Origin of the sequence: Streptomyces paradoxus, from assembly GCF_014202475.1 — a bacterium.
GTDB classification, from domain to species: Bacteria; Actinomycetota; Actinomycetes; order Streptomycetales; family Streptomycetaceae; genus Streptomyces; species Streptomyces paradoxus.
Map to the genome: position 1 here is coordinate 560,928 of NZ_JACHGV010000004.1, position 12,587 is coordinate 573,514.

At 71.4% G+C, this 12,587-nt stretch carries 16 protein-coding genes; 11 read left to right on the forward strand and 5 right to left on the reverse strand.

The features are described 5' to 3' along the window. Nucleotides 1-64: 64 nt before the first annotated feature. From HNR57_RS17065 to rpmB, 3 genes are all read right to left on the reverse strand, one after another. Entirely contained in the window at nt 65-580 is a 516-nt protein-coding gene (locus HNR57_RS17065) for a hypothetical protein (protein ID WP_376772256.1), read from the reverse strand. A 118-nt stretch (nt 581-698) separates the two neighbouring features. Beyond that, a complete protein-coding gene (gene rpsN / locus HNR57_RS17070; protein WP_062928325.1) occupies nt 699-1,004 on the reverse strand; it encodes a 30S ribosomal protein S14 in 306 nt (101 codons plus the stop codon). After that, nucleotides 1,004-1,240 carry a 50S ribosomal protein L28 gene (gene rpmB, locus HNR57_RS17075; protein WP_184560845.1) on the reverse strand — a complete coding sequence of 79 codons (237 nt, stop codon included), beginning with the start codon at nt 1,238-1,240 and terminating at the stop codon, nt 1,004-1,006. Before rpmB ends, rpsN begins: the two co-directional genes overlap by 1 nt. 64 nt (nt 1,241-1,304) lie before the next feature. Here rpmB and rpmG point away from each other — a divergent pair, with 64 nt between their 5' ends. The 5 genes from rpmG (at nt 1,305) to HNR57_RS17100 (ending at nt 4,557) form a co-directional block, all read left to right on the forward strand. Beyond that, nucleotides 1,305-1,469, forward strand: coding sequence for a 50S ribosomal protein L33 (rpmG, locus tag HNR57_RS17080; RefSeq protein ID WP_033310252.1), 165 nt, complete (start codon nt 1,305-1,307; stop codon nt 1,467-1,469). 2 nt (nt 1,470-1,471) lie between these two features. Then, entirely contained in the window at nt 1,472-1,720 is a 249-nt protein-coding gene (locus HNR57_RS17085; RefSeq protein WP_184560846.1) for a type B 50S ribosomal protein L31, read from the forward strand. Nucleotides 1,721-1,723: 3 nt separating this feature from the next. Next, the gene (locus HNR57_RS17090) at nt 1,724-2,926 is read left to right on the forward strand and encodes a CobW family GTP-binding protein (protein ID WP_184560847.1); all 1,203 of its coding nucleotides are present in this window, start codon (nt 1,724-1,726) and stop codon (nt 2,924-2,926) included. A 6-nt stretch (nt 2,927-2,932) separates the two neighbouring features. Beyond that, entirely contained in the window at nt 2,933-3,166 is a 234-nt protein-coding gene (gene rpsR, locus HNR57_RS17095; protein WP_184560848.1) for a 30S ribosomal protein S18, read from the forward strand. Nucleotides 3,167-4,338: 1,172 nt separating this feature from the next. Continuing rightward, the gene (locus HNR57_RS17100) at nt 4,339-4,557 is read left to right on the forward strand and encodes a DUF397 domain-containing protein (RefSeq protein ID WP_045296613.1); all 219 of its coding nucleotides are present in this window, start codon (nt 4,339-4,341) and stop codon (nt 4,555-4,557) included. 92 nt (nt 4,558-4,649) lie between these two features. Here the strand turns inward: HNR57_RS17100 and HNR57_RS17105 are convergent, their stop codons facing one another. Beyond that, nucleotides 4,650-5,144 (reverse strand): ATP-binding protein, encoded by a 495-nt coding sequence (locus HNR57_RS17105; RefSeq protein WP_313673925.1) that lies wholly within the window; start codon nt 5,142-5,144, stop codon nt 4,650-4,652. 352 nt (nt 5,145-5,496) lie between these two features. Between HNR57_RS17105 and HNR57_RS17110 the strand changes: the two genes are divergently transcribed. From HNR57_RS17110 to HNR57_RS17135, 6 genes are all read left to right on the forward strand, one after another. After that, nucleotides 5,497-6,333, forward strand: a complete 837-nt coding sequence (locus tag HNR57_RS17110; RefSeq protein WP_513820648.1) for a Sco1979 family transcriptional regulator — start codon at nt 5,497-5,499, stop codon at nt 6,331-6,333. A gap of 96 nt (nt 6,334-6,429) precedes the next feature. Continuing rightward, the gene (locus HNR57_RS17115; protein WP_184560850.1) at nt 6,430-7,893 is read left to right on the forward strand and encodes an aldehyde dehydrogenase family protein; all 1,464 of its coding nucleotides are present in this window, start codon (nt 6,430-6,432) and stop codon (nt 7,891-7,893) included. A gap of 121 nt (nt 7,894-8,014) precedes the next feature. After that, a complete protein-coding gene (locus tag HNR57_RS17120; RefSeq protein ID WP_184560851.1) occupies nt 8,015-8,566 on the forward strand; it encodes a DinB family protein in 552 nt (183 codons plus the stop codon). Between the two features lie 10 nt (nt 8,567-8,576). Beyond that, entirely contained in the window at nt 8,577-9,218 is a 642-nt protein-coding gene (locus tag HNR57_RS17125) for a PadR family transcriptional regulator (protein ID WP_184560852.1), read from the forward strand. Between the two features lie 73 nt (nt 9,219-9,291). Next, entirely contained in the window at nt 9,292-10,242 is a 951-nt protein-coding gene (locus HNR57_RS17130; RefSeq protein WP_184560853.1) for an efflux ABC transporter ATPase subunit, DrrA-related, read from the forward strand. Continuing rightward, nucleotides 10,239-11,000 carry an ABC transporter permease gene (locus tag HNR57_RS17135; RefSeq protein WP_184560854.1) on the forward strand — a complete coding sequence of 254 codons (762 nt, stop codon included), beginning with the start codon at nt 10,239-10,241 and terminating at the stop codon, nt 10,998-11,000. Before HNR57_RS17130 ends, HNR57_RS17135 begins: the two co-directional genes overlap by 4 nt. Before the next feature lie 165 nt (nt 11,001-11,165). On the opposite strand, the gene gad is transcribed toward HNR57_RS17135, so the two are convergent. Further along, nucleotides 11,166-12,572 (reverse strand): glutamate decarboxylase, encoded by a 1,407-nt coding sequence (gene gad, locus HNR57_RS17140; protein ID WP_184560855.1) that lies wholly within the window; start codon nt 12,570-12,572, stop codon nt 11,166-11,168. Nucleotides 12,573-12,587: the final 15 nt, after the last annotated feature.

Genomic DNA, 12,587 nt, shown 5'->3' on the forward strand with positions numbered 1-12,587 from the left:
CCGAACGCCGGACGGGCCACAGGTCCCGTAGGGGAGCCGTGGCCCGTCCGTGCGGAGGCCGGGGTCAGCCGATGCCCGCCGTCGGGAAACCCGTGGGGAGCTTGCCGCCCTCGGCCTTCGTGTAGGTCTCCGCGCCGAGGCCGCCCTCCCAGGTGACCTTCAGGCTGCTCTTGTTCACGGAGTCGACCATGCCGGTCGTCCGGTCCTTGGAGCCGTCCGTGCACTTCAGGCGGATCATCCGCATCCCGGATTCCTCGCCGGCGGTACCGCTGCACACGCTCCCGCCGGTGGCGAACAGCGCGGCCTGCTTGCCGGTGATCACCAGGGCCACGGCCTTGCCGCCGGTCGTCGCGAGCCAGCTGCCCGCCAGCTCCCCGCCGGCCGAGCCGCCGGAACCGGATCCGGAGCCCCCGCCCGTCGCCGCCGACGCCGAGTCCGACGGGGACGGACTGGACGCCGAGTCGTCCCCCGAGCCGCCGTCGCCGCTGCACGCACTGAGCACGAGCACGCCCGCCAGCCCCGCGGCCGCCGCCGCGACGCGCACGGCGCCGGAGCGACGCGAGAAGATCACCGAAGTCACTGCAAGCCCCCAAGCTGTAGCCGGCCGGCCGGCCGGCCCGGACGGCACCGGCCGGCCTCCTGGCCGGAACGATCGCAGCAAGCTACCAGGGCCCGTCAAGGGACTCCCGAACGCCCTCTTACCAGGACGACTTGCGCACCCCGGGCAGATAACCCGCGTGCGCCTGCTCCCGCAGACTCACCCGGGACAGCCCGAACGCCCGGAAGTAGCCGCGCGGCCGGCCGTCCACCTGGTCGCGGTTGCGCACCCGCGTGGCGCTGGCGTCCCGCGGCTGCCTGCGCAGCTCCGCCTGGGCGGCGAGCCGTTCGGCCTCCGTCGACGACGGCCTCCGGATGATCTCCTTCAGCTCGGCCCGCCGGGCGGCGTACCGCGCGACGACCTCCTGCCGCCTGTCGTTCTTCGCGATCTTGCTCTTCTTGGCCATCAGACCCTCACTCCCCGGGCGCGGATCCGGGCGACGGCCGCCTCGATCCCGATCGTGTCGACGGTCTTGATCGCCCTGGTGCTCAGTCGGAGCCGGACGTAGCGGCCCTCGCTCGGCAGCCAGTAGCGCTTGGACTGGATGTTGGGGTCGAACCGGCGGGACGTGCGCCGGTGGGAGTGCGAGATGCGGTTGCCGAAGCCCGGCTGGGTGCCGGTCAGCATGCAGTGCGCGGACATGGTGGTGACGTACCTCTCTGTCTCAGGTGATGTAAATGGAATTCATTTTCAGTAGCATAGCGGCATGGCACGCAACGAACTCCGTCCGGTCATCAAGCTCCGGTCCACCGCCGGGACCGGCTTCACCTACGTGACCCGCAAGAACCGCCGCAACGACCCGGACCGCCTGACCCTGCGCAAGTTCGATCCGGTCGCCGGCCGCCACGTCGAATTCCGAGAGGAGCGCTGACCATGCGCGAGGGAATCCACCCGGCGTACGGCCCCGTCGTCTTCCGTGACCGTGCCGCGAACTACGCCTTCCTCACCCGCTCGACCATGACGAGCGAGAAGACGATCGAGTGGGAGGACGGCAACACCTACCCGGTCGTCGACGTCGAGATCTCCGACGTCAGCCACCCCTTCTACACCGGCACGGCCCGCGTCCTGGACACCGCGGGCCGCGTGGAGCGCTTCGAGCGCCGGTACGGAAGGAAGGGCTGACCCATGGCTGTCCCTCCTGGGCTCCCCGTCGTGATCGTCGGCGGGCTGCACGCCGATGCCCGCAGGGCGGCCGTCGCGCGGCTGCTCGCCGACGTGCCCGGCAGCGTCGTCCTCCACCACGACCTCGCGACGGCCGCCGCGGGCACGGTCGTACGGACCATCAGGGACGCCACCGGCATCCTCGACGCGGGGGAGGCGCCGCTCGTCAACGACTGCGCCTGCTGTGCCCTGCGCGAGGACCTGGTGCCGGAGCTGGAGCGGCTGCGGGACACCGGCGGCACCCGCCTCGCGGTCGTCGAGCTGTGGGACTCCGTCGAGCCCAAGGCCATGGCCGAAGTCGTCACGGCCGGCGGTCTCACCGTCACCGGCGTGATCACCGCCGTCGACCCGGCCCTGGTCCTGCCGTACCTCGGCAACGGCGACGACCTGGCCGACGGCGGTCTCGCCGCCGCGGCCACCGACCAGCGCACGGTCGCCGACACCTTCGCGCGCCAGCTGGAGTACGCCCCCGTGCTGGCCGTCGCCGAGTCCCCGGAGGCCGACGACGAGGACCGCGAGCTGCTCGCGCAGCTGCACCCGACGGCCCGCCAAGTGCTCGTCGGCCAGGACGCCCCGGCCGACCCGGACGGTGACGGCCTGACGGTGCCGACCCCGCGCCGGCGTCCGCTCTCGCCCCTGGCTCAGGCCGCCCTGGCCGGCTTCGACGTCGAGGCGGCCGCCGCCGCCCAGCACCCGGCCTGTGCCCTGCTCCCCGCCGAGGCCGACGCGCACGGCGTCTCCACCCTGGTGTGGAGCAGGCGGCGCCCCTTCCACCCCGAGCGGCTGTACGCCGCGCTGGAGGACCTGACCTGTGCGGCCGCCCGCAGCCGGGGCCGGTTCTGGCTCGCCGACAAGCCCGACACGCTCTTCCACTGGGACGCGGCGGGCGGGGCCCTGTGCGTGGAGAGCACGGGCCCGTGGCTGGCCTCCCTGCCGGACGCGGCCTGGGACATGGTCCCGCCGGTGCGCCGGGCCGCCGCCGCGCTGGACTGGCACCCCGAGCACGGCGACCGCTGCCAGCACCTCGTCTTCACCTCGCCCGGCCTCGACCGGGACGGCCTGGAGCGACTGCTGGAGTCCTGCCTGCTGACCGACGCCGAGTACGCCGCCGGGCCGGACGCCTGGCAGCGCCTGCCGCACGCTTTCGACACCCTCCTGGAGGTCTGACCCCTCATGCCGCGCAAGCCCGACCGCAAGCCCGTCAAGGACCGGCCCAACCCCCTGGACCAGGCCGGGATCACCTACATCGACTACAAGGACACCGACCTGCTGCGGAAGTTCATCTCCGACCGCGGCAAGATCCGCAGCCGCCGCGTGACCCGGGTCTCGTCCCAGCAGCAACGACAGCTGGCCAGGGCCATCAAGAACGCCCGCGAGATGGCCCTGCTCCCTTACGCGGGCCGCTGACCCGGGTGACCACGAGTGCGGCCGGGCCGGAGCGGGATGCCGGTGGGGCCGGCGGTGGCGTCGCCAGGCTCAGCCGGCGCGCACGCGCGATGTGCCGGGTGAGGTTCCCGACATGTGACGGGTGGGGGCCCTTCACCGTGATGAGACCGGCTCGGAAGCAGCTGTCGGCCGACAGCCGGGTGTCCCGGCCGTTCGAGGAGCCTGCCCACGCCGTGACCGAGCCGGAAGCTGTGAGCCGACTGGCACGGGGGTCCGGACCGTGGCCGGGCGGGGTGCCGGTGGCATCGGTCGTGGCGGTCGCCAGGCTCAGCCGACCGCATTCGGTGCGCACGCGCGCGTGGGGGAGACCTCTGCCCATGCCGTGACCAGCCCGGAAAGTGCTGTCGGCACACCGGCGTCGCGGACCGCGGCGGGCAGCCGGGACCGGCCGGGGCTTCGGCACCGGCGGTCGCCGGGCTCTGTCGGCGTCCACACGTGCGCGACCGGGTGAGGTTCCCCACGCTTGACGCGTGGGGAACCTCCTGCGCATCACGTGCCGGGGTCTGCGGCCGTCGTCGATCGGCCAGGCCCCTTGGGCCCGCCGCGGGCGCCCCGGACCGGGACGGACGCCGGCCGGCCCGGGTGCGCGACGCCGACGGCGGGAGCGGACCGGGTGGCCGGTGCGCGGGTCGTCGGGGGCCGGAGGCCGGGCGCGGTATCCGGCGATGGTCCGAGCAACGCACCGGACACAGGGACGACCCCGGCCTGCTGCGACCGGCCCATTTCTCCCCGTCCCCGCAGGCCGTGGCCGCCTTCCGGATGCGGTTCGGCCCGTCGAACGACCGCCCCGTGACCCGCGCCTCAGCTCACGCTTCTCCGGTGCGGCCCCCGCGCGGCCCCTCGCCCCGCCGCCGAGTGGATGCTCCGCCTCCACCGGACCTCCGCCGAACCCGCCGACTTCGTCGCGGGCCTCGGGGAACGAGAGGCACGGACAAGTCGTCAAACAGTCAAGAACTTCGGTAAAGCGGTCGTCAAAGCTGTAACCGCGGGAGCACCCCGCGTGCACGTGCATCTGCCCATGCATCTGCACATGAACAGGGCTATGATCCGGGTCAGTTGACCACTGCATCAATGGCCACACCAGCCAGTGCACCACCGGGGAGCGACCTGTGGACCACGACGTGTACAACGGTATGGCGGCCGCCGGGCTGCACGGTGTGGCCTGGCAGAAGAGCCGGCACAGCAACTCGCAGGGCTCATGCGTGGAGTTCGCCCGGCTGCCGGGCGGAGACGTCGCCGTCCGCAACTCGCGCTTCCCCGACGGTCCCGCTCTGGTCTACACCCGCGCGGAGATCGAGGCCATGCTGCTGGGCGTGAAGGACGGCGAGTTCGACCACCTGGTGGGCGGCTGACGATCCGGCAGCCCCCGGTGAAAACGGGGCAATCGGCACTCAACGCGCGGTAACGCGCGTAGAACCGCGACGCGAGGAAGCGCCGCGGTTTCTCATTCCCCGTGCGGCCGGGAACCGGTCCGCGGCAGCCGGAACAGCGCCCAGACCACCTTGCCGTCGAGCGCCCCCGCCAGCGGATGCCAGCCCCAGCTGTCGCTGAAGGAGTCGACGAGGAACAGCCCGCGGCCCGACTCGGCCGAGAAGTCGTCGGCCTCCCGGGTCACCGGACTGTCATGACTGGGGTCGCGCACCGCGCACACCAGCCGCTCGGTCCACCGCATCAGATGCAGCCGCACGGGAGGCTCACGGCCTCCGGCGCACGCGCCGTTCGCCGGCAGCCCGTGCCGCAGGGCGTTGGTGACGAGTTCCGAGACCACCAGACAGACGTCGTCGAACCGCTCGCCCATGTCCCACTGGTCGAGGGTTCTGCGAGTGAACTGCCGTGCCTCGCGCACCGCTTCGTAGCGGGCGGGCAGAGCGCAGGAGGCGGCGTCGGACACTGCCGCGGGATCCAGCGGCGGAAGGCCCTGCCGTAACGGCTCGAGCATGGTCGATCCATTCGTCCCCATGCGAGGCACTCCCGGGAATTCGCGGTCGGTGCGATGCGGCGGTGGTGCGGGACCATGGTTTCGGATGCGTACAGCAGATGCAAGGGCAGATGCACGTGCAGGTGACCGGAATGAGCTGTCCCGTACCGCTTGTTGGCCAATTTTTCCGTCATCTTCGCGACTCTCTTTGGCCGTTCACTTGCCTTCTTCTTGCTCCCGCGCACGAGCGCCGACCGTCTCGATTCCGTTTCCGTAACCGGACGAGTACTGCTCGGAGTGTTTTAGTGGCAGACTGCGGCCCCTGAAGACGTTGGGGAGGCTGGCGAACGTGAGCGCGGGAGAGCCGGGATCGGTGGTGCGGCGCATGCTGCTCGGATCACAACTCAGGCGACTGCGTGAGGCGCGGGGCATCACGCGCGAGGCGGCGGGCTACTCGATCCGCGCCTCCGAGTCGAAGATCAGCCGGATGGAGTTGGGCCGGGTGAGCTTCAAGACCAGAGACGTCGAGGACCTGCTGACCCTGTACGGCATCACGGACGAGCAGGAGCGCGCCTCCCTGCTCTCCCTGGCCAAAGAGGCCAACGTCGCGGGCTGGTGGCACAGTTACTCGGACGTCCTGCCCAGCTGGTTCCCGACCTACGTCGGCCTGGAGGGCGCCGCCTCGCTGATCCGGGCGTACGAGGTGCAGTTCGTGCACGGCCTGCTGCAGACCGAGGCGTACGCCCACGCGGTGGTCCGGCGCGGCATGCAGGGCGCGAGCGAGGCCGACGTCGAGCGCCGCGTGGCGCTGCGGCTGGAGCGCCAGAAGTACCTCGTCGACGAGCGCGCGCCCGACTTCCACATCATCCTGGACGAGGCCGCCCTGCGCCGCCCGTACGGCGACCGCGCGGTGATGCGGGGCCAGCTCCAGCACCTCATCGACATCTCCGAGCGGCCCAACGTACGGCTCCAAGTGGTGCCGTTCAGCCTCGGCGGCCACGCCGGCGAAAGTGGCGCGTTCACGATCCTCAGCTTCCCGGAGTCCGACCTCTCGGACGTCGTCTACCTGGAGCAGCTCACCAGCGCCCTGTACCTGGACAAGGCCGAGGACGTCGCCCAGTACGAGAAGGCGCTCAAGGAACTGCAGAGCGACAGCCCGGGCCCGTCGGAGAGCCGGGACCTTCTGCGGGGCCTGCTCCAGCTCTCCTGAAGTACTCCTCCAACTCTCCTGAAACACAAGTACGATGACGTGTGATCAGATCGTGAAGGCGCGATCAGAGGTCTGCCAGGGATCGAGGGATCACACATGTCGTCGTCCTACTTCACCGACCTTGCACAGCAGTACATCGACGGTGAGTGGCGCCCGGGTACCGGCTCCTGGGACATCATCGACTTCAACCCGTACGACGACGAGAAGCTGGCGTCGATCACCATAGCCACGGTCGACGAGGTCGATCAGGCGTACCGGGCGGCGGCCCGCGCCCAGAAGCAGTGGGCCGCGACCAACCCCTACGCCCGCCGGGCGGTCTTCGAGAAGGCGCTGCGCCTGATCGAGGAGCGCGAGGCCGAGATCTCCGAGGCCATCATCGCCGAGCTCGGCGGCACCCGTCTGAAGGCCGCGTTCGAGCTGCACCTCGCCAAGGAGTTCCTGCGCGAGGCGGTCCATCTGGCCCTGGCGCCCGAAGGCCGGATCATCCCCTCGCCGGTGGACGGCAAGGAGAACCGCGTCTACCGCGTGCCCGTCGGGGTCGTGGGCGTGATCAGCCCCTTCAACTTCCCCTTCCTGCTGTCGATCAAGTCCGTCGCCCCGGCGCTCGCGCTCGGCAACGCCGTGGTGCTCAAGCCGCACCAGAACACTCCGATCGTCGGCGGCTCCCTGGTCGCGAAGATCTTCGAGGACGCGGGGCTGCCCGGCGGACTGCTGAACGTGCTCATCACGGACATCGCCGAGATCGGCGACGCCTTCCTGGAGCACCCGGTCCCCAAGGTCATCTCCTTCACCGGCTCCGACGCCGTCGGCCGGCACGTGGCGACCGTCTGCGCCCGGCTGTTCAAGCGCTCCGTCCTCGAACTGGGCGGCAACAGCGCGCTGGTCGTCCTCGACGACGCCGACATCGACTACGCGGTCGACGCGGCGGTCTTCAGCCGGTACGTCCACCAGGGCCAGGTCTGCATGGCCGCCAACCGGGTCCTCGTCGACCGTTCGGTCGCGGACGAGTTCACCGAGAAGTTCGTCGCCAAGGTGAAGACCCTCAAGGCGGGCGACCCGCGCGACCCGGAGACCGTCATCGGCCCGGTCATCAACTCCTCGCAGGCGGACGCCGTCTCCGGTGTGGTCGAGCAGGCCCTCGCCGAGGGCGCCACGGCCCTCGTGCGCGGCGGGCGGACCGACAACCTCGTCGAGCCGTCCGTGCTGACGGACCTCCCCGCCGCCTCGGCGTTGCTCAAGCAGGAGGTCTTCGGCCCGGTCGCCTTCCTCGTCCCGTTCGACGGCGAGGACGAGGCCGTACGCCTCGTCAACGACACCCCGTACGGCCTGAGCGGTGCCGTCCACACCGGGAACGTCGAGCGCGGGGTCGCCTTCGCCAAGCAGATCGACACGGGCATGTTCCACGTGAACGACGGCACCGTGCACGACGAGCCGATCGTCCCGTTCGGCGGTGAGAAGCACTCGGGCATCGGCCGGCTCAACGGCGACACGATGCTCGACTCGTTCACCACGACCAAGTGGATCTCGGTGCAGCACGGCCGCAGCGGCTTCCCGTTCTAGAGCTGCTGGTTTCTCCGGACCTTCCGGCGCCCGGACCCTTGCGGACAGAACCTGACCGCAAGGGTCCGTAGCTTTTTCGGTGTCAGGGGAGATGCCCCGGACCTGGTGAAAGGCGGCGGTCATGGTCACTCACGTTCCGGCTGAGGCACACGGCGACGAGCGCGGGGCGCTCCTGGCCTTCGTCGCCGAGCAGCGCTGCGGCATCCGGCGGGCGCTGCTGGGCCTCACGGACGAGCAGGCGTCGTCCCGGCCCAGCGCCAGCGAGCTGTCCCTGGCCGGTCTGCTCAAGCACGTCGCCGAGGTCGAGCAGGGCTGGATCGCCCGGGCCAAGGGCGAGCCGCCGGCCGTCCACCGGGACGAGTCCAACTGGCACGAGTGCTTCCGGCTGGCCGGTGACGAGACCGTGGAGTCGCAGCTCGCGTACTACGAGAAGGTCGCCGCCGACACGGAGGCGTTCATCCGGGCGGTGCCCAGCCTCGACGACACCTTCGAGCTGCCCGCGACGTCCTGGAACCCGAAGGACGAGCAGCTCTCGATGCGCTGGCTGTGCCTCCACCTGATCCGCGAGACCGCCCGGCACGCGGGGCACGCCGACATCATCCGCGAGTCCCTGGACGGCAGGACCGCCTTCGAGCTGGTGGCCGAGGAACACCGGGTGGCGGCCGGGTCATAACCTTGGCCGCATGTCAGCGATCCGTCTCCTCGTGCTCGGCGCGGTCCGCATGCACGGCCGCGCCCACGGCTACCAGGTGCGCAACGACCTGGAGTACTGGGGCGCGCACGAGTGGTCCAACGCCAAGCCCGGCTCGATCTACCACGCCCTGAAACAGATGGCGAAGCAGGGCCTGCTGCACGCGCACGAGATCGCCCCGTCCACGGCGGGCGGCCCGCCGCGCACGGAGTACGAGATCACCGGGCAGGGCAGCGAGGAGTACTTCCGGCTGCTGAGGGACGCGCTGGTCACCTACGACCAGCGCGGGGACGTGAAGACGGCGGCCGTCGGCTTCGTCGTCGACCTGCCGCGGGCGGAGGCGGTCGCGCTGCTGAAGGAGCGGACCCTGCGGATCGAGCAGTGGCGGACCTCCGTCCTGGAGCACTACGTGCCCGAGGAGGGCCCCGGGCAGCTCGGGCACATCGGCGAGATCATGAACATGTGGGTCCACACGGCCGACTCCGAGGCCGAGTGGACCCGCGGCCTCATCGAGCGCATCGAGGGCGGCGCCTACACCTTCGCCGACGAGGGCGACCCGTTCGTCGGGGTCCTGGCCCCGGGCGAGGAGAACCCCTACGCGACGGGGGAGCGGCATCCCGGGGACGACCACTAATCAAGTTTGACGAATGGCTCGGGCTGGGATACCTTCGAGCCTGTAGTCAAGTTTGACTAGAAGGGGAGGCTCAGTGGCCGACGCGGCGATCACCGTCGAAGGCGCGGAGAAGACGTACGGCGACAAGAAGGCGCTGAACGGGCTCGACCTCACGGTCGCGCGCGGCACGGTGCACGGGGTGCTCGGCCCGAACGGCGCGGGCAAGACCACCCTCGTGAGGGTCCTGTCCACCCTGCTGCGGCCCGACGCGGGCCGGGTCGAGGTGGCCGGGCACGACGTGGTGCGCGAGGCGTACGCCGTGCGGCTGCGCATCGGCCTGCTCGGCCAGCACGCCGCGCTCGACGAGGAGCTCGGCGGCCGGCAGAACCTGGAGCTGTTCGGGCGGCTGCACCACCTGGGCGCGCGGCGGGCACGCGCGCGTGCCGGCGAACTCCTGGAGCGCTTCGGTCTGGCCGACACCGGCCGCAAGGCGGTCCGGCAGTACAGCGGCGGCATGCGGCGCCGGCTGGACCTCGCGGCGTCCCTGATCACCGAGCCGGAGGTGCTGTTCCTGGACGAGCCCACCACCGGCCTCGACCCGCGCGGCCGCGCCGAGGTGTGGTCCTCCGTCCGCTCCCTGGTCGGCGGCGGCACGACGGTCCTGCTCACCACCCAGTACCTGGAGGAGGCAGACCAGCTCGCCGACCGCATCTCGGTCGTCGACGCCGGCCGGGTCATCGCCGAGGGCACGGCGGACGAGCTGAAGGCCGAGGCCGGCGGCGACCGCATCGACGTGGTCCTGCGCGACGCCGGCCAACTGGGCGCGGCCGTCGCCCTGCTGCCCCTCACGGGGATCGGCGTCGACGCCGACCGCAGGCTGCTGAGCGCCCCCGTGACCGACCGCATGGAGGCGCTCTCCGGGGTCGTACGGGCCCTCCACGAGGCCGGGATCGAGGCGGAGGACGTCGCCCTGCGCCGCCCGACGCTGGACGAGGTGTTCCTGCACCTCACCGGAGACGACCGCCGAGTGAAGGAGACCGCGTGACCGCCCATGCACTGACCGACTCCTGGACCATGACCCGCCGGGAACTCGCCCGCTGGGGACGGCAGCCCGTGCAGCTGGTCGTCAACCTGGTCTTCCCGGTGATGCTGCTGCTGATGTTCGGCTACCTCATCGGCGGCGGCCGGGGGGTGAGCGGCGAGTACCGCGACTACCTGATCCCCGGCATGCTCGCGCTCACCATGGCCTTCGGCCTGGAGGGCACGCTGCTCGCCGTCACGCAGGACCTCAACAAGGGCGTGATCGACCGGTTCCGATCGATGCCGATGGCCAACGGTGCCGTGCTGGTGGGCCGTTCGGCCGCCGACATGCTCCAGTCGGCGATGGCCCTGGCCGTGCTCATCGGCGTCGGCGTCGCCCTCGGCTGGCGACCCGGCGGCGGCCCGCAGGCCCTCCTCGCGGCCGTGGGCCTGTTGCTGCTGTTCCGGTTCGCCATGCTGTGGATCGGCATCCACCTGGCGCTGGTGGCCGGCAAGCCGGAGCTGGTGCAGGCCGTGCAGATCCTGGTCTGGCCGGTCGGCTTCCTCTCCAACGCGCTGGCCACGCCCGGCTCCATGCCCGGCTGGCTGGGCACGGTCGTCGAATGGAACCCGATGTCCCACACGGCCACGGCCGTTCGGCACCTGTTCGGCGTCCCCGGCACGGAGTCCGGCCACGCGTGGGCCGCGATCGTCTGGCCCCTGGCCCTGCTGACGGTGTTCTTCCCCCTGGCGGTACGGCGGTTCAACCGCCTGAGCCGCTAGGGGGTGTGCGTGAAGTCCCGACCGCCTTGCGACGCCTGGCACGTCCTCCAGCTCTCGGCTTGGCTCGGTCAGGGCGTACCCCGCCCGCGGCACCGGGCGAACACCCGAGTACGACCGGCACGCGGATACTCGCCCGGCCCCCTGCCGCCGGCCCCGGCGTGAGCCTCAGTGGTGGAAACCGGTCGCCGCGCCCCTGTCCTCGGTCAGTGGGCGCGGCTGCCGGCGCAGGTCCGGCAGCAGGCGCTCCAGGTCCTGCGCGAGCAGCTCCGCGAGGTCGGCGGAGAAGCCGTTGCGGCACACCACCCGCAGCACGGACAGGTCCTCCCGGTTCGGCGGGAAGGTGTACGCGGGCACCAGCCAGCCGCTCTCGCGCAGTCGCCGGGAGACGTCGAAGACGTCGTACGCCTTCACGTCCGGCGCGGTCGTGAAGGCGAACACCGGCAGTTCGTCGCCCCGGGTCAGCAGTTGGAAGTCGCCGAGCGCCTCGACCCGCCCGGCCAGTCCCGTGGCCACGTCCCGGGAGGCCTGCTGCACGGCCCGGTAGCCTTCCCGGCCCAGCCGCAGGAACGTGTAGTACTGCGCCACGACCTGCGCGCCCGGCCGGGAGAAGTTCAGCGCGAACGTCGGCATGTCGCCGCCCAGGTAGTTCACCCGGAACACCAGCTCCTCCGGCAGCGCCTCCGCGTCCCGCCACAGCGCCCAGCCGACGCCCGGGTAGACCAGCCCGTACTTGTGCCCCGAGGTGTTGATCGACGCCACCCTCGGCAGCCGGAAGTCCCACACCAGGTCCTCGTCGAGGAACGGCGCGACCATGGCCCCCGACGCCCCGTCCACGTGCACGGGGACGTCCAGCCCGGTCCGTTCGCGCAGCGCGTCCAGCGCCGCGCACAGGTCGGCGATCGGCTCGTAGGACCCGTCGAAGGTGGAGCCGAGGATGCCGACGACCCCGATGGTGTTCTCGTCGCACAGCTCGGCCGCGGCCTGCGGGTCGAGGTGGAACCGCTCGCCCTCCATGGGCACCAGCCGGGCCTCCACCTCCCAGAAATTGCAGAACTTCTCCCAGCAGACCTGCACGTTGACGCCCATGACCAGGTTGGGCCGCGCGCCCGGGTAGCGGTCGGCGTTGCGCTTCGCCCAGCGCCGCTTCAGCGCCATCCCGGCGAGCATGCACGCCTCGCTCGACCCGGTCGTCGAACACCCCACGACGGTCGCCGGGTCGGGCGCGTTCCACAGGTCGGCGAGCATCGCCACGCAGCGCCGCTCCAGCTCGGCGGTCCGCGGGTACTCGTCCTTGTCGATCATGTTCTTGTCCCGGCACTCCGCCATCAGCACCCCGGCCTCCGGCTCCATCCAGGTGGTGACGAACGTGGCGAGGTTCAGCCGCGCGTTGCCGTCGAGCATCAGCTCGTCGCGCACCAGCTGGTGGGCGGTCGCCGGCGCCATGGGCTGGTCCGGGAGCCGGTGGGTGGGCGGGGCCTCGGCCATGTCGCCGAGCGGGTTGGCGGGGCCGTAGAAGGGGTTGACGGACAGGCGGCTCTCGGCGGGCCGGCGGGGGCCTTCGTGGAGCGGCATGGGTGCCTCCAGGGG